Raw genomic sequence first — 21,528 nt, forward strand, 5'->3', positions numbered from 1 at the left:
TTTATTCTCTAGCTAACATTTGCTGTGACATCCAAAGGTCTTCTACTTTACCTTGAACATCGTCAAAATTTTGATGCAATGACTTGATCATTAGGTCTCTATTTTTTGTATTGATCGCATCGATATAAAGCTGATGATTTTCCACAATCCGTTCAAAATCATCATATTTTTCTTCGAGACGGGCTCGCATCGATAATAGAATTAAACTTTCCATAACAGGTTTTGCATTATTCCATATCAGCGAAATGTAGGAATGATCAATGGAACGAATAATCGTTTCATGGAATAGGACATCTTGAAATGAAAACTCATCGGCATCTTTGTATTTTATGGCAATTTTCATCATTTCAAGTATTTTACTAAGTTCTTTTACTAACCCTGTAGTATCTATTTTTACAAGCCGTTCAAAAACAAAGGTTTCGATTAGCAAACGTACATCATAGATTTCTTCGATTTCTTTCTTTGTTAAGCCAACAACAACTGCTCCCATTCTTTCTAATCGAATCATATTTTCAGAGGCTAGTATTTTTAATGCTTCACGAATGGGTGAACGACTTACATTATATTCTTCTGCTAATTTATTTTCCGATAAGATGGTACCGCTTTCAATTAAACCTGAAATAATTTGCATTCTAAGCTCGCAAGTCACACGCTCACCAGTAGAAGCCTTTGATAGCCATTTTGTGGGATATAGCAATTTCTTAGATTCTGGCAAGAATTTACCTCCTTTTCAAAAAGTAACATACATGTATACAAGTATTATAATGCAGATTATTCAAAATGCAAGCGCTTTTATATTATTTTAGATTTATATAAGAATCCCTAATCCACTCCCCTACGATTTTAAATATAACGCTTTCATTCTCGTTGACAGAATTATCGATATTCATTAAACTTATGCTTGTATACAAGTACACGACAGAATACCTTTTCAAATGTATCTTGAGGTTTTATTTCCATTTTGGATTTTTTCCTAACTGATAAGAAGAAAACTTTTTTCGCGTAGACTTATAGGGAGAGTTGAAAAGAATGCAGTATCCATCATCATGGCTACAAAGAGCCTCACTTGGAGAAATAATCGTAAGTGAGTTAAGATTAAAAATTATTAATGGCACCATTCCTACGGGAGCACTATTATCTGAGAATCAGATAGCATCTGAATTCGGGACTAGTCGATCACCAGTCAGAGAGGCTTTGAGAACGCTTGCTGGTGAAGGGTTGATCCGTTTAGAAAGGATGGGTGCTGTGGTATTAGGCTTAACATCAAAGGATATAGATGAACTAAACGATGTTCGTTTTATGATTGAAAGCTTTGTATTACAACGTCTGGCTGAGATTGATAATAAGCCATTAGTAGAAACCCTTACTAAGATTATCGACAAGATGGAACTAGCGGGGAAGCACCAAGACATTATTGAATTTTCTTATCAAGACCTATGTTTCCATGAAGAAATGATTTTGGGAATCAACCATACAAGAATTTCACATTTATGGAATAGTATACGGGAAATCGTTTTAACCGCTCTACTAGTAGCAACCGGAGAACGATTTGTAGGAAAAACACATGAAATAGAACCTCTCATTGAGAAACACCGATTAATTGTCAAAGCACTAGTTTCAAAAGATTTTCAGCTAATTGAAGAACTAATTCATGAACATTTTAAAGATACTCGTAAAACTGTTAGTGAAACCCTGTTAAAAAGGAACCATGAGTAATAATTGAAGGTTAACATCTTTTTAAATAAGAGATGATGATCCTTTTTATTCTACTTGTCGACAAGTAGACAACATAATAATTTAAGGTTAATATCCTTTTGCTCGTCTTGTCGACAGGTAGACAACTAAAAATTGGAGGTTATAAGAATGGCAGTTATGAAGGCGGGTTTATATCTTTCTGAAAAAAAAGTAATGGTTGGGGAGCTAGATAAACCAACTTTAAATCAAGGTGAAGCCCTTATTCGCGTCTCCTACGCTGGGATTTGTGGAACGGATATGATGATTTATTCAGGAAAACACCCTCGTGCAAAAGCACCACTTGCAATGGGCCATGAGTTTAGCGGTGTCATTGAAGAATTGAACGGAGAGTCAGCATTTTCAGTTGGAGACCGCGTGGTTATTGAACCAACTCTTAGCTGCGGAACGTGTGAAGCCTGTGCATCTGGACAATCTCATGTTTGTAAAACATTAAAGCTCATTGGTATCGATATGCATGGTGGGTTTGCAGAATACGCGGCAGTTCCTCTACATCGACTTCATGTGATTCCTGAGGGATTATCAGATGCCCACGCAGCCTTAGCGGAACCTGTAGCAGTGGCTGTTCACACTGTAAGACGCTCCAATCTGAAGGTAGGCGATGATGTTGTCATTTTAGGTGCAGGCCCCATTGGTTTACTCATTGGCCTAATGGCGAAACAGGCTGGGGCCAACCAAATCATCGTTTCCGATATTAGTCCTTACCGATTGGAAAAAGCAAGAGAACTAGGTTTTACCGCAATGGATGCTAAAGCAGTAGATGTTACGGAAAAAGTTTTATCGCTAACAAATGGAATTGGGGCAGATATTGTTTTTGAAGTGGCTGGTACACAAATTACGGCTCAACAAATGGTTGAAGTGTGCAGAATCCAAGGACAAATTATGGTCGTTAGCGTATACAAACAAGCACCGGCTATCAATCTAGCAGGAATGCACTTTAAAGAAATATCGATCGCAACTACACGATGTTATAGTGGCAGTGATTTTAAAACTGCTATTCAACTAATGGCAAGTGGAAAGATTGATGTTTCTCCATTTATTTCTCATGAGTTACCGCTAGAGAAGATTGAAGAAGGCTTTAAGTTAATGGAGAATCCAGATGTTTCTTTAAAAATATTATTTCAGCCTAATTGATGAAGGAGGAGCAAAGATGGTACTCGAATTATTTAAACTAGACGGAAAAGTTGCAGCTATCACGGGAGCTACTAGAGGAATTGGACGTTCAATAGCTCTCTCTTTAGCGGAAGCGGGTGCAGATATTGCCCTCCTTCAACGTTCCCCTGAACAATCTGATGTTAAGGAAGAAATCGAAGCATTAGGTAGAAAATGCTTGATTGTTCCTTGTGATTTGGAAAATGTCGAACAAGTAAAAGCTGCCATTCCTCATGTGGTTTCACATTTTGGCAAAATTGATATTTTAGTTAATAATGCAGGCATCCAACGCCGGTCACCTTCAGTAGATTTCTCAGAACAGGATTGGGATGATGTGATCAATGTCAATTTAAAGACAGTTTGGATCCTATGTCAGCAAGCTGGCCGCTATATGGTTCCAAATGGAAAAGGAAAAATCATTAATATGGCATCCCTTCTCTCCTTTCAAGGCGGATTGACGGTTCCAGCTTATGCTGCAGCCAAAGGTGGCGTGGCCCAGTTAACGAAAGCATTATCGAATGAATGGGCCAAGCATAATGTGAATGTCAATGCGATTGTCCCTGGCTATATTGCAACAGACATGAATACGGCACTTATTAATGATGAGACGCGTAATCGACAAATTCTCGAGCGAATCCCCTCAGGACGTTGGGGAAATCCAGAAGATTTTAATGGGACTGTTGTGTATCTTGCATCAGATGCCTCCAATTATGTACATGGGCATTTATTAGCTGTCGATGGTGGATGGCTAGGAAGATAAGTGATGAGCAGCATTAATCAAAGCATGAAGACTGGCGAATTAATTGTGCCGGTCTCATGCTTTTTATTGTGATTCTCGGCAGATAATAAAAAAACACCACCCGAAAAGGATAACTGTCCAAGGTTTTAACTGGCACTGCTTATGGACAGAATAAAGATAATCTCTCTTGTATACCTTCTAAAACCTCTTCTGGCACTTTCTTAACTTTGATTTCCCCACCTAGAAAAAGTAGCCAATTTGTTATTTCGACCAATTCTTCGGGATTAGTAACATTAATAAAAGTCTTTAGAATGGCTGTGGTTTGGTATGGATCCATATAAGAGATTGAAATTTTTAATGGATGGTATTTTTTGAACTGGGCAATCGCTTTTGGACCAAGTTCAAGGACAAGGTTAATCTCTTCTTCCTGTTTACTTAGTTTTTCTATAATCTTTTTCTTACTTAATCTTTTTTTCGTAGGGATTGGTTCGACATTGGTAAGATTGTCGACAGGAATAATCTGTTTCTTTTCTTCCTCTAAGTTGAAGCCTTCAATCATCCAAACGCTTTTTTCACGATATAGGTGCAAGAGATAAATGGGATAAGACTTTATTCCCTTCTCTTCGTTGATGGTAATCAATAAATAGCTATCTAGAAGAAGGAGTTGGATGAGTTTTTCCAACATAGGATGGGGCAGGTCTGACAGATCAAGTAGGTCAGGATTATTCGGATTGGTACCTTCAAATAGCAAGATTTGATTTAAATGGACAAGGTCCTCTTGCTGATTCTCTGAGATGAGCCCTAGTAACTTTTCAGCTAAAGACTGACGGCTCTTTAGATATGGGAGTTGTTGATTTCTTGTGGCCATAAAGGCAATAAAAAGCGCTTTAATCTCATTATCGGTAAAGCGGACTGTTGGAAGGACAGAGTTGTTCATGACAAAGTAACCCCCATCCCTTCCAACCTCAGCGACAAGGGGCATCCCCATGGCTTCAATTTCTCTGATATCTCGAATAGCTGTCGAGCGAGAGATGTTAAATTCTCGCATGATTTCAGAAATGGTAAAATTGGCGCGGTTGTTAATATACCGCATGATGGTATTAATCCGTTCCACTTTTTTCATCGGGTTCTCCTAAACAGTATCATTTTTTGACATAATTAAAGACTATTATAATCTCATCAGATGAAAAAACAATCATTTGATTCATTTTAAAAAAAGGAAGGTTTTGAATATGGCAGATTATACCCTAGAAGAAAAAGACAGCTTCACCGTTTTAGGTATCGGAACAGAGCTTAAGAGCCACTACACTGACTATGCTGGTATTAACAAGGAAAAGGCAGACTTTTGGTCGGCCGTCAAAGAAGATGGTACGCTTGATAAGTTAAAAGCCTTAGCCACAAATGATTACATTTTTGTCGTAAATGAAGCAGTGAATAACAAGATGATGCATTATGCTGGCGTCATGACAGAGGCATCAATACCAGAAGCAACTAGAATGATCCAATTTCCAAAGGGAGAATACCTGGTTGTAAAAGGGGAAGCAGCGACAAATGAAGAATTAAGTAATATGGTTACTGGCATTGCCTTTGGTCAAGTATTGCCTGAAGTAAAGAATGTTGCCTATGTTGGCGGGCCAAATACAGCAGTTATAATGGGGCAACGCAACGACCTAGTATTTGGTGAAATGTGGATTCCTGTTGTTAGGAAATAAAAGGAGCGATGGAATTGTCTTATATCGTTGATTTTAAAAATGTGTCTACAGTTGGTTTAGATTCCTCACCTGTTGCAGAGGCGCTTGCTGGTTTACGTGCGAATGAAGCCCGTTACTTTATGAACAAATACAAGCATGAATTTACGGTTGTTCCAGCTAGCGAGTCCTGCGAGACCCTTGATTATGTGAACCGAATTTTAAAAGAAGAACGTGATATTGAGTTTACAGCAAAACCTTTAGAAACGTCGCGTTTTCAAGTGGAAAATATCAATTGGACCTACGTCTTTTATGAGGATGGTCTTTCAGTCAACGTCTTGTATACGATTGATGGTCCTAAGCCAAAGCGGGCCGTTGGTTTTAAGCTTTCTGAGGGTATGGAAGTTCCAAAGGAATTAGAAGGGAAGTTTAAGTTTGCTAGGCAGAAGTCTAAACTAGCGGGAACGATTCGGGGTTCGTATTTTGTTATTAAAGGTGAATATTAAATTTAGCAAAAACAGCACCTCTCCAGCAAATTTGAGGGTGCTGTTTTTTTTTTACAAACATAAAACCAGAGATAGTAAAATAAGCGGAATTTTTCCGTTTATTTTTCAAACAAATTGAATCAACATTCAGTTATAAAGAGTAATGATACATTAAACCGTGGCCAATAAAAGAAGGAGACCTCTACTGAGATCTCCTCTAGTGCTCCACTCAGTGATGAAACCCATTGTCACATTTCGTATCATGTGGCATAGGTCCGTCCAGGGAGTCCAGAAAGGCGACGGCTTGTTTTAGGTTCATCAGAAACAAATGCGCGAGATCCATGGAAAATCCATTTCGAACCACCACGCGCATTATTGTCACCTCTTCCATATCTGGCGGTAATGGATAGGCAGGTACTTGCCAACCAAACACACGCAATTGCCGAGACAAATCATAAAGATTCCAGTTTGATGTATATCCATCTTTCATTCGCCAAGCGAAAACCGGAATATTCGAACCATCGGACAAAAGTTTGAACGGTGCCATCTCCTGAATCTCCTTGCTAAGAAAAAGAGCGACTTTCTGTGAAGCTCTTTGCACATCATGGTACCCACTTTTTCCTAAACGCAGGTAATTGTAATATTGCAGGAGCACTTGCGCACCAGGACGAGAGAAATTCAGGGCAAAAGTCGGCATGTTCCCACCAAGATAGGACACGCGGAAGATGAGGTCCTCAGGAAGATCTTCCGCTTCCCGCCAAATAATCCAACCCAGCCCAGGATACACTAGTCCATATTTATGTCCAGATACATTGATGGACTTCACCCTCGGTAATTGAAAATCCCAGACCAAATCTGGTTGAAGAAACGGTGCGATAAATCCTCCCGAAGCCGCATCCACATGCATGGGAATGTCGAGGCCCGTCCTTTCCTGCAAATCATCCAGCGCACTCGCAATCGCAGCAACTGGTTCGTAAATCCCTGTATACGTCTCACCAAGAATTGGTACCACACCAATCGTATTTTCATCCACGGCAGCGAGAACTCCCTGAGGATCCAAATAAGGATGCTCTGGGCTAATCTTCACATAACGGGGTTCGACCTCCCAATAGTTCGCGAATTTTTCCCAGACAACCTGAACAGCGGAACTGAACACTATATTTGGGCGATCCGTCTCCTTCCCTTCCTTTTTGCGTGCATTTTGCCAGCGTCTTTTTAACGCAAGCCCCCCGAGCATACATGCCTCAGAAGAACCAGTTGTTGAAACGCCCATCGTCGTAAGGGGGTTGGGAGCATGCCAGAGGTTAGCTAGAATGCGGACACACCGCTCCTCAATTGCGGCTGTCTGAGGATATTCGTCCTTGTCAATCATGTTCTTGTCGAATGATTTGGCATATAAGTCTTTTGCAGCAGGCTCCATCCATGTGCTAACGAATGTTGCAAGATTCAGGCGGGCATTGCCATCCAGAGCAATTTCATCATGAACGATTTGATAAGCTGTTTCAGGTAACATCCCTTCATCTGGCATTTGAAAGCGCGGAACAGCTAATTCTCCTTCGCGGGCAAAAAGAGGATTCACAGAAAATTCGTGAGGCAACTCCCTTTGCACGTGATGCGGTAGACATTGTGAGTTATCTGGCAAGTCCTTTTTTCCTGCATATGTATCGTTTTGAATTTCTGGTTTTCGATCCTGTGGCATACAAGTCCTCCTATTTATCGTTTAACCATCCTATTATTTACAAAAAAGCATTTAATAAACCAATGATTCCAGTCCTTGTCACCACTCGAAATGTTTTTTTCATAAGTATTGAAAATAATGATTAGAAGTTAATTTAATTTACTAAAAATTGAATCGCTTTAGATACGATTTATGCTATTGTCAAATTAAGCAAGGTAAACACACTACAAAACTCTAGTTGTTTGACTTCGAGACGTGTGGAGTGTGGGATGGAAATAGTGAAGGATAACGGCCAAAAAAAATTTAGGAGGTGCACGTTGAGGTTCTTCATGTAAAACATATTTTATTAAATTAATGGAATTATATTTTTTTACTCAATTTCAAAAATGTACCTAGCTATTACCTTTTTCTTACCTTGTGCAATATACCTTTTCAGCAAGCTACCTCTTCTTAGAATCACGATTATACTATTCATCATGTCTTGACTTACTAATTTTTCTATCCATATGTTTCTTAAATTCAGTAGGAGGTTATTGCTATATGTTTGAAAGCAAATCGGTACAAAAAGCCATTTTATCGAAGAGAGGCAAGAGAAAGTTAGCCTTCCTTGTAAGTATGTGTTTGGTGTTTGTAATTGCTTTAGGGAATGTATTTATTCCACGTACGCAAGCAGCCGTAGGAACAAATATTGTGATTAGTGAGATTTATGGTGGAGGCGGAAATGGTGGTGCTTCCTACAAAAATGATTATATTGAACTCTATAATCCTACTAATTCCAGTGTTAACTTATCCGGGTGGACGGTCCAATATGCATCTGGAACGGGTACTTTCAGTAGCATTACAAATTTAACAGGAAGCATTGGTGCCCATCAATACTACTTGATTAAAGAAGCAAGCGGTGGTGGAGGAACGGTTGATTTACCGACTGCTGATGTAACAGGTACCATAAACTTAAGTGCGAGTAGTGGAAAAGTTGCTCTAGCTAAGGTCACTACCTCGGTTTCAGGTTCAACAGATTCAAATGTTGTGGATTTTGTAGGCTTTGGTTCTGCCAACGATTCAGAAACTACTCCAGTTGGGACTCTTTCCAATACGACAAGTGCAGAACGCAAAGACAACAACAGTGGCACAGTTCAAGGTCAAGGTAATGGTTGGGATACAAATAATAATGCCAATGACTTGGTAATCACAAGCAACTCGGATCCTCAAAATTCATCTTCTCCTGCTGAACCAGCAATAGGCGTTGATAATGATAATATGGGATTAGGGAATCCAAGTGGTGCTACATCTGATGTATCCAATTCTAATAATTATTTAATGACGAAGCCGCAATATACTCTTTCATACAATAATAGCAAACACGAGCCGAATTGGGTTAGCTGGCATTTAGGTTCATCTGATCTTGGAAGCACTCCGCGTCAAGATAACTTCCGTGCGGATACAGCACTTCCGACAGGATGGTATCGAGTAACATCCACTGAATTTTCGGGCAGCGGATTCGACAGGGGACACATGTGCCCCTCAGAAGACCGAACAGCTTCTGTTGATAACAATTCTGCAACGTTTCTTATGACCAATATGATTCCTCAAGCTCCTAAAAACAACGAGGTTACTTGGGCAAGTCTAGAATCCTATTCTCGAAAACTGGTTTCAGCCGGAAACGAATTGTATATTATTTCTGGAGGTTACGGAAGTGGGGGTACCGGTTCAAATGGATATATGACGACTGTAGGAAATGGAGTTGTTGTGCCCGCTAAAACATGGAAGGTGATCGTCGTATTACCTAATGGGAATAATGATGTTAGCCGTGTAACAACTTCTACTAGGGTAATAGCTGTGTTGATGCCGAATGACCAAACAGCTTCTAGTCAACCTTGGGGCTACTATAGAGTAAGCGTAGATACGATCGAGTCTTTGACAGGTTATAACTTCCTTTCTTCTGTATCAACAAACATCCAAAGTACCATCGAAGCCAATGTTGACAATGGTCCTACGAATTAATTCATAGGAAGTGACTGGTAGGTTTTAGAGAGAGATATTGAAAGTAGATTTGTATAAAAAGCTAGGTAGGTCACACACAAGACTAACCTAGCTTTCTTATTTAATACCTTGTGTACATAAACGTACATCTATTTAATTCGTATTTATGCTGCTTTCTTAACAGTCGGTTCCTCATTACCCATTAATTTTTCAAAAATGCTTCCTATTATTAAACCAAGTAAACCAGGAATCACCCAGCCGAATCCCTCATTTTGCAAAGGAACATTTGATAATAAATCTGAATATAAACCATTTAAAAATGTGGAATTGAATATTTCAATTAAGCTAAATAGACCGACAAGGCCGATTGTCATGAAATATACGGGGCGGTTATTAAAAGGTAATCTCTCATGTACTAGACCTAAAATGATTAATGAAATTGCCATTGGATACACTAAGCTCAGCACTGGGATGGATACTTTTAAAATTTGAGAGAGACCAAGATTTGCTACAAAACCACTGATCACACATAAAAAGATTGCCCATTTTATATAAGATAATTTCGGGAAAATATTCGAAAAATATTGAGCACAAGATGTGATTAATCCTATACAAACACATAAACAAGCAAGTGTAAAAATTAATCCTAAAACAATTGTTCCACTCTGTCCGAACAATTGCTGTAATACAGTACTTAAAACGATCGCTCCATTATCTACTTTTCCTGGCATTGAAGCGGAAGCTCCTAAGTACCCAATAATAAAATAACAAATAGATAAGAGCAGACCGCAAATAAGGCCAAATATCGCTAAATATTTTACTTGTAATGATTGCTTGGTTATTTTTTTACTCTTAAAAATATTGGTAAATATAATTCCGTAAATTAACGCACCGATGGAATCCATAGTTTGATATCCATCTAAAAATCCTTGAGAGATGGGATTCTCTTTATAAGATAATGTAGCTTCTTTAAAGCTAGATAAATCAGTAAATACAGCCTTGATAAAAACGATCAAGATTAAAACTAATAAAGAAGGTGTTAAAATCTTTCCAAATCTGTCTACTAATTTAGATGGCGATTTTGCAAACCAAAAGACAATACTAAAAAATACAGTTGTATAAATCAAAAGTGCGATAGGTGAAGACTCTATTGCATTTGGTAAAAAGGGCTTTACTCCCATTTCATAGGCAAGACTGCCTGCACGTGGAATGGCAAGTCCAGGTCCTATTGATAAATAAATAGCCATGGGGAATAGTAAAGCAAAAATAGGATGAACTCTATTAGTTAATGCTTCAAATGTTCCTGATTTTGCAATTGCTATAAAAGCTAATACTGTAAGACCCACATCAGAAATAATAAACCCTGTAACTGCTTGCCACACACTTTCTCCAGCAGCCTGTCCCAAATAGGCTGGAAAAATTAAATTTCCTGCACCGAATAACATTGAAAATAACATTAAGCTAATTAACAGGATTTCTTTACTGGTTAATCTATTCAAACAATTCACCTCAATTGAATATTGTTATATGAAAGTACTAATTCTATCAAATATCCGCTAAATTGAGTATTGAATTATGAAAAAATACTATTATGTGGATTTTATAACTTCCTTGAATAAAGAAATCTTGTCCTTATTTAGTAACAAGTGATAGTCCAGCGATTGTAAAATAAGCGTAGATTTTCCTCTTAAATGCAGAATCGTGCGCATTTCGGGGGTAGATAAGGGGAGTTTTTCCACTTATGCAAAAAAAAATCACCTATTTTCGCATTTTTTGAATCAATAAGGGGAATTTCTACCTCTATTTATCAGCCTGGATCGGGTGCTTAACCTGATCCCCCAGCCCTCGGTCAATCACTTGCTTAACAAGTTGTTGGCATTGAGGCATTTGGCTAACAACCCATTTACTTATGATAAGGTTCACTGGTTGAATTAATATCAAGAGCAATTAGTGTTTCATCTTGGAAAGCTTTGCGGCCGTATATGCGAACCACATTCAATAATCCAATACTAAAATTTGAACTTGTTCTGTTGGAAAAAGTCGATATGACCCAAAAATTCCAGTCCAAGTCGATGCACTCTTGATTGCGTTATCACTTTCTGCAGTTGATCTTCCCCGGTCATTACATTCAATGAAAACTTCTGAACCAAGTCTTTAACTGTTACTTTTTTCACCCTATACTCACGTCCTATTAGCCTTTTAATAGAAATATACTTAAGATTAATGGAAACATCATACATTTGAGAAATGATTCCTGAGAGGTCTATACCATATTGACTCGGTGCCAGGCACTCTTCAGAACGCAAGTCCCCCGAGCATACATGCCTCTGAAGAACCAGTTGTTGAAATGCCCATCGTGGTAAGGGGGTTGGGCGAATGCCAGAGGTTGGCTAGTATGCGGACACATCGCTCCTCAATTGCGGCAGTCTGCGGATATTCTTCCTTGTCAATCATGTTCTTGTCGAATGATTTGGCATATAAATCTTTGGCAGAAGGCTCCATCCATGTGCTAACGAATGTTGCAAGACTCAGGCGGGCATTGCCATCAAGAGCAATTTCATCATGGACGATTTGATACGATGTTTCGGGTAACATGCCTTCATCAGGCATTTGAAAGTGCGGAACAGCTAATTCTCCTTCACGGGCAAACAAAGGATTCACAGAAAATTCATGAGGCAGCTCCCTTTGCACGTGATGGGGTAAACATTGTAAGTTATCTGGCATGACCCCTTTTCCTTCGTGTGCATTGTTATGATCCTCTGTTTTTCGATCCTGTGGTATACAAGTCCTCCTTTATATCGTTTAACCATCTTATTATTTACAAAAAAGCATTTGGTAATCCAATGATTCCAGTGCATTCACAACCCGATGTGGATGGCCTCAAGGTCAACATCCTGTATATGGATGATAACCTATGAAACGCCGTTGGTTTTAATCTTTCTGAAGCGATGGTGGTACCTAAGGAGTTAGAAGATAAGTTTAAGTTTACTAGGCAGAAGTCAAAACTAGCTTGAACAATTCGGGCTCATTTTTTGTAATTAAAGGAGAATATTACACAAGAGCAAAAACAACCATTCATGCTACAATGTTCATCTAGGAATTCAAATAAAAAACCGTCCTTTTTTAGAGACGGTAAGTAGAATTATCAATGTATTATTTATAATTTAAATTTTTCCTTGAATTTTTTATTAAAGTTTATTTTTTTCTCTTTCCATGCACCATATTCAATATCATAATTTCCAGTACCAATATCATTTTTATCTTTGTTATCAAGATTATACCTACCAAGAACGTTGTATACTACACTATATTCTCCATTTGAGTTTTTAATAAGGAAAATTAAATATTTCATATCTTTTTCCATTTCAGTATATGGACCTGTAGTAATTTTCGATTTTACTCCATTACTATCCTCTATAATTCCTACGGCCGGCTCGATAAGTTTAAAACCACTGTTAACTGTTATATCCAAATCCGAAGGAGATTTAATTATTTTATCTACATTTACAACCGTTTCTGTATAATAATCTTCTATTGATTGATCATTGGAATAGGTTGTTCTATGTACTCTCTCTAAAAAATTCATTTTAGGACTACCTATAATTACTAATTCTGCTTCAGTAAATAATTGTTCTGCTGAATTAATTGGAGAATAATTTCCTTCAACATTTATCGTATTTAATTTAGGTTGTGCCACTACTACACTTTTTGATGGTTGACCCATAGCCTTTTCAGTTGGAGTTTTCTGCGGCTTTAAATTTTGAGATGAGGCAGCTATATTTTTATTTAAGTACGGTAAATTAGTATCTTTCGAATAACTACTATATCCTACGCCTATTAATAATACTAACGATAATGTAATAAATGCATAACTATTTCTGATACTTCCCATAAATCCCTTCCTCCTAACTACCATTTTTTTCCTAATTCATTAATATCCCAAGCTGTAGTACCTATAGACTGTATTCCTTGTTTCATAACAGAACTACCAGTATAAGATACAGGATGTTTCATTTTCACTGTATGGCCCACTTCGTGTGTGGCATTAGAAAACCTTTCTTTGTCACTCATTTTAAAACTTGTCATCACATTGTGATATATATATACCCTCACATATGTCCAATTACTATCCATAGAAACATTATCTCCATATCCATTCACTGGGAAAACTCTACCAAGTAGTGACGGATCGCTTGTAGAACCAACGTAATAAATATCCGCAAAGCTATGTTCTGTTCTTCCTAAGCTAATTCCATAATACTCCCATTCCGCCCTAGCTTTATCATACATATCTCTGTACCTGTACGTAACACCGTTATATGTGAAGTTAGTACCTGTAACAGATGAGTCGTATTTTACTCCATAGAACGGCCTTGTTCCTGCATGGTAATCTGCTTTAGCACTAGAAGCAAAAGAAGTTGCAAAAGACATTAATACGGTTACAAATAATAGTTTGATAATTTTTGTCATGAATCTATTCCCCTTTCTTGTAACATATTAATTTTGTCATTTTATACCAATTTATTATAGGGACTTTTTTCCTAATTTTTATATAAATTACCATTTTTTAGAAAAATAGACAAATTATATATATAAGTGATACAATTTTGTAAATAGGGGGGAATATATGAAAATATTAAAAAATACTATTGGTTTGATTTTAATTTCAATCCTTTTATTTGGTTGTGGGAATTACAATCCATCCGATGATGATGTAGTGGATTTACATGGGGAAATTACTAATTTTAATAAATTTCAGCAATTTTTAAATAATATAAAACTAGGTAACAAGCAAAAAATTAGAGTTGTAAGATATACAAATGAAGGGGACCCTCTTATACACGATCTCGAGTATGACGGAAAAAAAATAATTTCAACAATCGACACTACAAGAGATGAGTTTGGGGAACAAAAAATAGATACGACCTCCTGTAAATCAATAGATATAAAGGAGGAAGAAAATAGAATTGAGTATGTATTATTGGGATGCAAAAATACAAAAAGACAAAATACAATATTAATTTTACGGAATTAAAATAAAATACTAGATATTTATGAAACGTAAAATAAATGTAATAGAAACAAAATAAACTTCATACCCCTGATAATTTAAAAATCCTAAATCACATCAGACTTGAAGCATGTTACGAATGGAAATTATTCGCAGCGTGCTGCTTTTTCAGAAGAGGTTTGTTGCAGGTTTAAAGGACATGGGCTGATTTCGATTACACATAGTATTATTTCAGAACTTGTTTGTGGCACTAACCCTTAGATATCGGTCCATTTTTCCTTCTTTTCCAATAACCCTAATCAGAGGTCCTCATAATAAATGAAAACCTCCACTTTGTTTTACTCCTAAACCAAATTTACCCGATGCCAAGCCCCCTTCTGTATACTAAACATGGACCGGTCGCTGCCAAACCTCTTTAGTGTTTTTTCAAATTTCATCCCCACTTTTTTTAACAGCCTGCAGGCCCGTTCATTAAGAGTTGGTGTTTCAGCAACGATGGTTGTTAACTCAAGGGAATGAAAGCCATATTCGATAACCTTCTCGATCACTTCTTTTGCATACCCCTTGCCCCAAAAAGCAGGCAAAAATTGATAGCCAATCTCTGTGTTGATTCGGTCATGGCCTGTATCTAAGCACACTAAGCCAATGAATTCATTCGTCTCTTTCAGTCTAACGGTCCAATAATGATTGGACTCTAACATCATCTGAAATCTTATACTAAACGATATCTCATCAACTGTCCCATCAAGGAACTTACGTACATCTTCGTCCATATACAACATCAATATGGATTCATAGTCCTGTTCAGAAATAGGATTTAACTCACATCGCTCTGTCCTTAACATTTTTGATTCCACCCGTTCACCTTTAATTATATACCTCATAATTCTATGTATTATTATATACATAGTTTTTCTATGTATCAAGTGTTATTTTTTCCAATAAAACAAAGGAATTGCAGAACAACTTTAGAATTAGTTAATATAACTCTGCAGTCTTGGGCTGATTGAAGGGAGAATGGTCAATTTGATCGAGTTAAACTACGGAAAATATTCCATTCCTAAAACATTGGAAACAATTATAAAATTACAAGAACAGCTTGATCACGAGGGATTGTTGGAATATGGGGCTCTATTAGGCAATTATTTTTCATACGATGGCCTTGAATCACGGTACTTAAACACTCCACTTGATGTTATTCCATTTGCCAGACCTGGTTCGGACGGTATCCATTATGGATTTCTTACTGATTTTGGACAAGTTAAAGACCTTGAATCTGCCTATATCGTTCGTGTCTCACCAATGGATTTTGATCACCCCGTTCAAATTGTCGCCAGGAATCTCCATGATTTCATGAGGATTTTGTGCTATTGGCCAAGTGCCATTGAAATGATTGATATCACTACAGGTAAGAGTGACTTTGAAAGACTTCTTAAAGATGAACTTGAAGCATCATTTGATGATATTAATAATGTCAGCGCCAGTAAGATAAATAAAACGGTCCGTGAATCCTTCCAACTTGCCCCCATTGATTCTTTATATGAGTATTTACAGGAAGTTAAGAAGGAAAGGGAGCACGAGATTGTTTTACCGACTGAAGATGGAATTGGCGTAGTGTACAATTCTATTAATGAAGCGCCATCAATCATTAAAGGCTTATTTAATTTCAACGGAGTAGAGACACTACTTATAAAAGATGTGAAACCTTTCTTTGAGCATTCATCCTCTGTAGCCAAATTAGTGTTTTTACGCGATGCCCAATCAAAAGGGCTCATTTTTGATAACCAAGAATTAAAATTCTTTCTTAAAGAACAATTACTTCTGTTAAACCTACAGGACGAATCAGCAAGAATTTCCTTCCCTGATTAACGAAATGTAACCTCTCATATGTAAAAAAGGCGGGTTCTAAAAGAGTATTTTAGAACCCGCCTTTTTAAAAACCACATTTCCACAAACATTCCAGCCGAAAAATGAAATATATTCTCCTCCCTTAAGGATGTACTTTATTCGGATCCTTTGCCCCATCTTGATTATTCCCATTGTCGGCACCAACGTCCGTATTATCAACCGTAACAGAAACTGATGCTGGTTCGCTACTACCTGCCTCGTTCGTTGTTACTACAGTAAAGACATAGGTTTGACCTGGTTCCGGGTTGCTCAACGTTGCACTGGTTCCAGATATGGTGGCTAGTGTTTGTGTATTACCGTTCACCGTATATGTGATGGTATAGTTAACATTCTGTTTGTCGGATTTATTGTCTTTCCAACTAATTTCAATACTATTAGACTTTTTATCATATCGAGCTTTTACATTACTTGGACTGCTTGGTAGCTCTTTTGTTTCCTTAATTGTTATTGAAGTTGTGGCGGCATCACTTGTTGCTCCATCTGAAATCGCAACAATGGTAAATGTATAAACTTTGCCTTTTTCTGGGCTTTGCAGAATGGCTTTCATGTCACTCGTTGTTGGTAATTTGGTTGTTTGTCCATCTACTGTATATGAAACTTCAAAGGTGGTTTCCGGACTATTTTCATTAGTGTAGTCCCATGATAATTGAATATTATCCGATGCTTCATCATAGCTTGCTTGAACGTTTGTCGGACTATTAGGCTTAGGTGGTGCTGGCTTTTCACCACTTTTCACGTAATACTCCTTGCCTGATCTTTCAACACTGCTTGGTTGTTTAAATTTCTCCGTGCTCGTAGCTGTTCGTGAAAGAATAGCTTTAAACACTAGCTTAGAGATATCTACACTTTTAGTTCCTAAATAGTCACCTGACGATTTAGTTTCCGGGTAACCGGTCCAAACCGCCCCCGTATATTGTGGGGTATAGCCTACAAACCAAGCATCTCTTGTCGCATTTTCTGGTAGACCATATTTCGAGATGGCAGACTGATCGAAGCTTGTAGTCCCTGTTTTTCCAGCTAAATCAAGGTTCGATATATTGGCCATTTTTCCTGTTCCTGAATCCACAACAGTACGTAACATATCTGTGATTAAAAACGCAGTATAATCTTCCATTACTTTCTTTTTACCAGATGCTAGATTTTCTTCTGTTCCATCTGAAGATACTATTTTTGTAACAGTATAGGGTTCAATATAGTAACCACCATTTCCAAATGCCGCATAAGCTCCCGCCATAATTAACGGTGATGCAGCATCAATGGCCCCTATCGCATTAGATTCATTGGCTTTTTGTTTATCTGTTATCGGAAATCCAATGCTATTGGCAAAACTTGTGGCGAAATCTGCGCCAACTTCTTGATAGGCTTTTAAGGCAGGTATATTTCGTGACCAGGCTAGGTGATCTCTTATAGTTTTATCCCCTGCATAGGAACGATTGGCATTTCGAATAGGGGTACCATTCGTGTATTGATACTGCTCATCTTTTAAAATGTGCCCCGTTGACCATTTGAATTTTTCAATAGCTGGACCATAGTCAAGAATTGGTTTAATCGTAGAACCCGGATGGCGTTTAATTGAAGTTGCATAGTTATATCCACCCGTTTGATAATTTCTTCCGCCACCAATGGCTTTGATGGCACCTGTTTGTGTATCTAAAATGACAATTGCTGACTGCAATTTATCATTATCTGGATAGTTAATATAATTATTGGTTGAAAGGACATCTTCTGTAATTTGTTGAATCTCTGGATCAAGGGTTGTATAGATTTTTAGTCCATCTTCAAAAATATTCCTATTTGTTTTTGCCTGAACTTCTTTTATCACAGTATCAACAAACGCCTGGTATTTATTTGATGATTTTTGCTGAATGTGTAACGTTTCTTCTATTGGTGTGCTTTGCGCTTGTTCCATTTTCTCTTTAGAAATATAGCCATGTCTATTCATATAGTAAAGAACCATATTTCTGCGTTTTTCTGCCCGTTCAAGATTCTCTTCAATAGTAGGAATATAGTTATTTGGACTTTGTGGAATCCCTGCAAGAAGGGCAGCTTGTTCTAATGTTAATTGATTTAACTGATCTGGCCCTAATCCGAAGAATCGTTCCGCTGCTTTTGCCACTCCATAGACATCACTGCCATATAAATTTTTATTAAAATACATTTCAAGAATTTGATCTTTGCTGTACTTTTTTTCAAATTGAACAGCTAAATACCATTCTTGAATCTTTCTTTTTGGCGTCTTATCAATGGTTAAGAAAGAATTTTTCACAATTTGCTGTGTGATTGTACTTCCACCTTGAGAAGAACCTGTTGTTATATTTGTCCAAATGGCAGCAAGTGTACGTTTCACATCAATCCCATGATGCTGATAAAAATTGGAATCCTCCGTTGCAATAACAGCATTTTTAAGCACATCTGGTATCTGATTAATATTTATGTTATCCCTTTTTTCCGTCCCCACCTCAGCAATGACGGTTTTCTCATCACTAGCGTATATTTGGGACGATAAAGGATCTTTCAGTAGGGTTTCGTCGAACTTCGGAGCATCTTTGATGATCCATAAGAAAGCACCCACTCCTGCTAAAAGCATAATTACTCCTAGGGTAAGACAAAAATAGAGAAATTTTTTCCATGACCTTTTTTGTGGCTTCTTACTCTTTTTCTGATTTGCACTTCTTTGGTTTATTTTTTTTCGCTCTATACGAGACTGATATTTTTCTGACATATTCCATGTTCCTACCTTTCAAAATCCTTTCACGCTTCTACTACTATTGATTCTATCAAATAAGTAAACTGGAAAATTAACAAGTATATGATACCCGCTAATAACTATAATGTAGCTTATTTTAAGTGAATAGCCAATTTTTTCATTAGGAAACGCAACAAATTAAAAGAAACGCCTGCAAAATAAGACTCCGTTATCCTTATAGGTCGGAGTCTTAGATTTCACTTCGTATTGGGAACCGCCTACATATTATGCACTCATCGCTTCTCTTCTAATATTTCTTGCAAGTATGTCAATATAAAAAGATAGCTTGTTTGAGCTAGTGTTAATATCGCTATTGTCCAATATCCCGGGACTTGAAGTATTTCGATTTTATAAAGTATCACGTTAACGGCTGCACCACACATTATTAATACTACTTTCCAAATGCGGTTAGCTTTAGTAGCAACTACTAAGGTAAAGAATAGTGAAGCTATAAAAGCAAACATTGCCGCAAATGCAATATGACCTCTTGTCTGTTCTTCAAACCAATTTACTCTGTAGTAGACCACTTTAAAAATAGCTGAAAAGTAATATAAGAATGTCGCTTGAATCGTAATATTAGCAAAGTAAAGGGTCCCGAACCGACCTATAAATCGTTTGGAATGAAATCGGATTAAATGCCAAACCCATTTTCCCAATGCAAATTGAATTGGCAGACTAAGTGCTGTATAAATCGTTTTCCACCAAAACTGTTTATACACATTTAAAAATATAAACAGTTCTTCAATCCCTAAAAAGCATAAGACAATAACCGCAATCCAACCAATACCTAAATCAAATATGGCAATAAAGACGGTAGCTAACGGAACAATGAATCCGTCTGAGACATTTGCTCCAAAAATATTATCAAAATAGGGCTCTTTAAATACTCCCGGTATATACTCATACCCTTTAAAGACAACAAGGACGAGAAATTCAAAATAGTAAATGGACCCAGCCATACATAGATAGAAAATAATCATCTTTTTATTTTCTGCTTTTTTCCATGAGGAAATAAAGAGCATAATACTAATAAAAATAAGAACTAAGTAAAAAAAATAATTTGGCATATCCGAAAATCCTCAGTTCCATGTAATATTTATACTAGTATGTTCAATTAATGTGGTAATTATATCCAAGGGAAAGTAAAATATATTAGTAGTTATTTTTTTTAAGGAGCGGATTTCTATGATTATCGTAACAACTGAAAATATTGCTAATCATAAAGTGACTGAAGTTTTAGGTCCAGTATTTGGATTAACTGTTAGAGCAAGGGGCATTGGGAAAGATATCATGGCTTCATTTAAAGGGCTGATTGGTGGAGAAGTCAATCAGTATACAGAAATGCTTGAAGATGCTAGAAAACAAGCAATGGACCGTATGGTGAAAAACGCTACGGCAATGGGAGCAAACGCAATTATTATGATGCGCTTTGACTCTGGTGAGATTGGCCAGAATATGAGTGAAATTGTGGCTTATGGAACAGCTGTTATAGCAGAAAAGGCATAATTTATGAAATGGGTAATTGGCTTCTACGGGATTCAACTGCTAGTTGTGATTGTTCTAATCATTGGATCGTGGCTCATTTGGGACCGCCGCTTCAAATCAAAACATGGTCAACAAGTTCCTAAAGGGTTCGTCCGAACAAATGAGGTATCCATCGATCCCTCTACCAATAAAAGATTAGTAGTCTATTTCAACCCGGAAACCGGTGAACGCTTTTATAAAGAAGAATAAATCATTTATATAGGAGCCGTGGCATGATTTTACGAAAGCCAGACTCCTTTTCATTTGAATATTTTTGAAGGGAAAGAACAAGCATGCTGCATTTAAAATCAATTACAAAAGACAATTGGTGGGAGGCAATTTCACTCCGTGTACGCGAAGATCAGGTAAAGCTTGTAGCATCCAATGCTGTATCACTTGCGCAGTTAAACTTTCTTGAGAATTTCCATGCAAAAGGAATCTATCTTGGCGAGGAAATGATTGGCTTCACACTCTATGGAATTGACGAAGACGACCATGAGTACTGGATCTATCGCATGATGATTGATCAAAAGCATCAAGGAAAAGGCTATGCAGTAAAAGCGATTAAACTCGTGCTTGAAGATATTAAGAGTATGAAAGAAGATCGCCATCAAACGGTCACATTGTCTTATGTTCCGACGAATGAACACGCCAAACGCGTTTATGAAAAAGCTGGTTTCAACGAAGTTGATGGGTTAATTATTGGGGATGAACAGGTATCAAGGTTTATGTATTAACGTGAAAAAGCTGACAAGGGTTTAATCCCATGTCAGCTTTTTTCTAAGTTCAACGTAACTAGCAAACTTACGAGCTATTATTCCTAGATTCTTCATGAAGGGCAAAAACTGCTCGAAAATCAGTAAAT

The 21,528-nt window shown here is 37.3% G+C and carries 21 protein-coding genes and 2 pseudogenes; 12 read left to right on the plus strand and 11 right to left on the minus strand.

Going from position 1 to position 21,528, the window contains the following annotated elements; genetic code table 11:
• Position 1: 1 nt before the first annotated feature.
• Positions 2-715: a GntR family transcriptional regulator gene (locus QE429_RS22925; protein ID WP_307290328.1), complete on the minus strand. Its 714-nt coding sequence runs from the start codon at positions 713-715 to the stop codon at positions 2-4.
• A gap of 314 nt (positions 716-1,029) precedes the next feature.
• Here QE429_RS22925 and QE429_RS22930 point away from each other — a divergent pair, with 314 nt between their 5' ends.
• The 3 genes from QE429_RS22930 (at position 1,030) to kduD (ending at position 3,664) form a co-directional block, all read left to right on the plus strand.
• Positions 1,030-1,716, plus strand: a complete 687-nt coding sequence (locus QE429_RS22930) for a GntR family transcriptional regulator (protein ID WP_307290330.1) — start codon at positions 1,030-1,032, stop codon at positions 1,714-1,716.
• Between the two features lie 147 nt (positions 1,717-1,863).
• Positions 1,864-2,886: a zinc-dependent alcohol dehydrogenase gene (locus QE429_RS22935; protein ID WP_307290331.1), complete on the plus strand. Its 1,023-nt coding sequence runs from the start codon at positions 1,864-1,866 to the stop codon at positions 2,884-2,886.
• 16 nt (positions 2,887-2,902) lie between these two features.
• Positions 2,903-3,664, plus strand: a complete 762-nt coding sequence (kduD, locus tag QE429_RS22940) for a 2-dehydro-3-deoxy-D-gluconate 5-dehydrogenase KduD (RefSeq protein WP_307290332.1) — start codon at positions 2,903-2,905, stop codon at positions 3,662-3,664.
• Between the two features lie 139 nt (positions 3,665-3,803).
• Here kduD and QE429_RS22945 read toward each other — a convergent pair whose 3' ends face one another.
• On the minus strand, positions 3,804-4,766 hold the full coding sequence (locus tag QE429_RS22945) for a helix-turn-helix transcriptional regulator (RefSeq protein ID WP_307290333.1): 963 nt from the start codon (positions 4,764-4,766) through the stop codon (positions 3,804-3,806).
• A gap of 109 nt (positions 4,767-4,875) precedes the next feature.
• On the opposite strand from QE429_RS22945, the gene QE429_RS22950 reads away from it, so the two are divergent.
• Positions 4,876-5,355, plus strand: coding sequence for a GyrI-like domain-containing protein (locus tag QE429_RS22950; RefSeq protein WP_307290334.1), 480 nt, complete (start codon positions 4,876-4,878; stop codon positions 5,353-5,355).
• 14 nt (positions 5,356-5,369) lie between these two features.
• Positions 5,370-5,837, plus strand: coding sequence for a phage tail protein (locus tag QE429_RS22955; protein ID WP_307290336.1), 468 nt, complete (start codon positions 5,370-5,372; stop codon positions 5,835-5,837).
• A gap of 208 nt (positions 5,838-6,045) precedes the next feature.
• Here QE429_RS22955 and gad read toward each other — a convergent pair whose 3' ends face one another.
• Positions 6,046-7,515 (minus strand): glutamate decarboxylase, encoded by a 1,470-nt coding sequence (gene gad, locus QE429_RS22960; protein WP_307290338.1) that lies wholly within the window; start codon positions 7,513-7,515, stop codon positions 6,046-6,048.
• A 519-nt stretch (positions 7,516-8,034) separates the two neighbouring features.
• Here gad and QE429_RS22965 point away from each other — a divergent pair.
• Positions 8,035-9,495, plus strand: a complete 1,461-nt coding sequence (locus tag QE429_RS22965; protein WP_307290339.1) for a DNA/RNA non-specific endonuclease — start codon at positions 8,035-8,037, stop codon at positions 9,493-9,495.
• A gap of 143 nt (positions 9,496-9,638) precedes the next feature.
• Here the strand turns inward: QE429_RS22965 and brnQ are convergent, their stop codons facing one another.
• The 3 genes and pseudogenes from brnQ to QE429_RS22980 all read right to left on the minus strand — a co-directional run.
• Positions 9,639-10,973 (minus strand): branched-chain amino acid transport system II carrier protein, encoded by a 1,335-nt coding sequence (gene brnQ / locus QE429_RS22970; RefSeq protein ID WP_307290340.1) that lies wholly within the window; start codon positions 10,971-10,973, stop codon positions 9,639-9,641.
• A 510-nt stretch (positions 10,974-11,483) separates the two neighbouring features.
• Complete coding sequence (locus QE429_RS22975) at positions 11,484-11,714, minus strand: hypothetical protein (RefSeq protein ID WP_307290933.1); 231 nt, start codon at positions 11,712-11,714, stop codon at positions 11,484-11,486.
• Between the two features lie 61 nt (positions 11,715-11,775).
• Positions 11,776-12,255, minus strand: a pseudogene (locus QE429_RS22980) (pyridoxal-dependent decarboxylase); the annotation flags it as partial.
• Between the two features lie 92 nt (positions 12,256-12,347).
• On the opposite strand from QE429_RS22980, the pseudogene QE429_RS24505 reads away from it, so the two are divergent.
• Positions 12,348-12,571 (plus strand): annotated as a pseudogene (locus QE429_RS24505) (hypothetical protein); the annotation flags it as partial.
• Positions 12,572-12,631: 60 nt separating this feature from the next.
• Here the strand turns inward: QE429_RS24505 and QE429_RS22990 are convergent.
• Positions 12,632-13,366, minus strand: coding sequence for a hypothetical protein (locus QE429_RS22990; protein ID WP_307290342.1), 735 nt, complete (start codon positions 13,364-13,366; stop codon positions 12,632-12,634).
• Positions 13,367-13,383: 17 nt separating this feature from the next.
• Entirely contained in the window at positions 13,384-13,944 is a 561-nt protein-coding gene (locus QE429_RS22995) for a hypothetical protein (protein WP_307290344.1), read from the minus strand.
• Positions 13,945-14,101: 157 nt separating this feature from the next.
• Between QE429_RS22995 and QE429_RS23000 the strand changes: the two genes are divergently transcribed.
• Positions 14,102-14,509, plus strand: coding sequence for a DUF4362 domain-containing protein (locus tag QE429_RS23000; protein WP_307290346.1), 408 nt, complete (start codon positions 14,102-14,104; stop codon positions 14,507-14,509).
• 320 nt (positions 14,510-14,829) lie between these two features.
• Here QE429_RS23000 and QE429_RS23005 read toward each other — a convergent pair whose 3' ends face one another.
• Complete coding sequence (locus QE429_RS23005) at positions 14,830-15,330, minus strand: GNAT family N-acetyltransferase (protein ID WP_307290348.1); 501 nt, start codon at positions 15,328-15,330, stop codon at positions 14,830-14,832.
• 181 nt (positions 15,331-15,511) lie between these two features.
• Between QE429_RS23005 and QE429_RS23010 the strand changes: the two genes are divergently transcribed.
• On the plus strand, positions 15,512-16,354 hold the full coding sequence (locus tag QE429_RS23010) for a hypothetical protein (RefSeq protein ID WP_307290350.1): 843 nt from the start codon (positions 15,512-15,514) through the stop codon (positions 16,352-16,354).
• A gap of 121 nt (positions 16,355-16,475) precedes the next feature.
• On the opposite strand, the gene QE429_RS23015 is transcribed toward QE429_RS23010, so the two are convergent.
• Together QE429_RS23015 and QE429_RS23020 are read right to left on the minus strand one after the other, a co-directional pair.
• Positions 16,476-18,980, minus strand: coding sequence for a PBP1A family penicillin-binding protein (locus QE429_RS23015; RefSeq protein ID WP_307290351.1), 2,505 nt, complete (start codon positions 18,978-18,980; stop codon positions 16,476-16,478).
• A 392-nt stretch (positions 18,981-19,372) separates the two neighbouring features.
• Entirely contained in the window at positions 19,373-20,206 is an 834-nt protein-coding gene (locus QE429_RS23020; RefSeq protein ID WP_307290352.1) for a hypothetical protein, read from the minus strand.
• A 118-nt stretch (positions 20,207-20,324) separates the two neighbouring features.
• On the opposite strand from QE429_RS23020, the gene QE429_RS23025 reads away from it, so the two are divergent.
• The 3 genes from QE429_RS23025 to QE429_RS23035 all read left to right on the plus strand — a co-directional run bounded on the left by QE429_RS23025 (position 20,325) and on the right by QE429_RS23035 (position 21,400).
• Positions 20,325-20,645 carry a YbjQ family protein gene (locus QE429_RS23025; RefSeq protein WP_307290353.1) on the plus strand — a complete coding sequence of 107 codons (321 nt, stop codon included), beginning with the start codon at positions 20,325-20,327 and terminating at the stop codon, positions 20,643-20,645.
• Between the two features lie 3 nt (positions 20,646-20,648).
• A complete protein-coding gene (locus tag QE429_RS23030) occupies positions 20,649-20,873 on the plus strand; it encodes a hypothetical protein (RefSeq protein ID WP_307290355.1) in 225 nt (74 codons plus the stop codon).
• An 83-nt stretch (positions 20,874-20,956) separates the two neighbouring features.
• On the plus strand, positions 20,957-21,400 hold the full coding sequence (locus tag QE429_RS23035) for a GNAT family N-acetyltransferase (protein WP_307290356.1): 444 nt from the start codon (positions 20,957-20,959) through the stop codon (positions 21,398-21,400).
• Positions 21,401-21,528 lie beyond the last annotated feature (128 nt).

It is taken from the genome of Bacillus sp. SORGH_AS_0510 (assembly GCF_030818775.1).
Classification (GTDB): Bacteria; Bacillota; Bacilli; order Bacillales; family Cytobacillaceae; genus Neobacillus.

Coding starts and splice junctions, on each gene's coding strand:
- QE429_RS22935 (WP_307290331.1), top strand. CDS start 1,864: ATGGCAGTTATGAAGGCGGGTTTATATCTTTCTGAAAAAAAAGTAATG.
- QE429_RS22995 (WP_307290344.1), bottom strand. CDS start 13,944: ATGACAAAAATTATCAAACTATTATTTGTAACCGTATTAATGTCTTTT.
- QE429_RS23005 (WP_307290348.1), bottom strand. CDS start 15,330: ATGTTAAGGACAGAGCGATGTGAGTTAAATCCTATTTCTGAACAGGAC.
- QE429_RS22990 (WP_307290342.1), bottom strand. CDS start 13,366: ATGGGAAGTATCAGAAATAGTTATGCATTTATTACATTATCGTTAGTA.
- QE429_RS22950 (WP_307290334.1), top strand. CDS start 4,876: ATGGCAGATTATACCCTAGAAGAAAAAGACAGCTTCACCGTTTTAGGT.
- QE429_RS23030 (WP_307290355.1), top strand. CDS start 20,649: ATGAAATGGGTAATTGGCTTCTACGGGATTCAACTGCTAGTTGTGATT.
- QE429_RS23035 (WP_307290356.1), top strand. CDS start 20,957: ATGCTGCATTTAAAATCAATTACAAAAGACAATTGGTGGGAGGCAATT.
- QE429_RS22965 (WP_307290339.1), top strand. CDS start 8,035: ATGTTTGAAAGCAAATCGGTACAAAAAGCCATTTTATCGAAGAGAGGC.
- QE429_RS22975 (WP_307290933.1), bottom strand. CDS start 11,714: ATGTATGATGTTTCCATTAATCTTAAGTATATTTCTATTAAAAGGCTA.
- QE429_RS23000 (WP_307290346.1), top strand. CDS start 14,102: ATGAAAATATTAAAAAATACTATTGGTTTGATTTTAATTTCAATCCTT.
- kduD (WP_307290332.1), top strand. CDS start 2,903: ATGGTACTCGAATTATTTAAACTAGACGGAAAAGTTGCAGCTATCACG.
- QE429_RS23020 (WP_307290352.1), bottom strand. CDS start 20,206: ATGCCAAATTATTTTTTTTACTTAGTTCTTATTTTTATTAGTATTATG.
- QE429_RS23015 (WP_307290351.1), bottom strand. CDS start 18,980: ATGCTTTTAGCAGGAGTGGGTGCTTTCTTATGGATCATCAAAGATGCT.
- gad (WP_307290338.1), bottom strand. CDS start 7,515: ATGCCACAGGATCGAAAACCAGAAATTCAAAACGATACATATGCAGGA.
- QE429_RS22945 (WP_307290333.1), bottom strand. CDS start 4,766: ATGAAAAAAGTGGAACGGATTAATACCATCATGCGGTATATTAACAAC.
- QE429_RS22930 (WP_307290330.1), top strand. CDS start 1,030: ATGCAGTATCCATCATCATGGCTACAAAGAGCCTCACTTGGAGAAATA.
- QE429_RS23025 (WP_307290353.1), top strand. CDS start 20,325: ATGATTATCGTAACAACTGAAAATATTGCTAATCATAAAGTGACTGAA.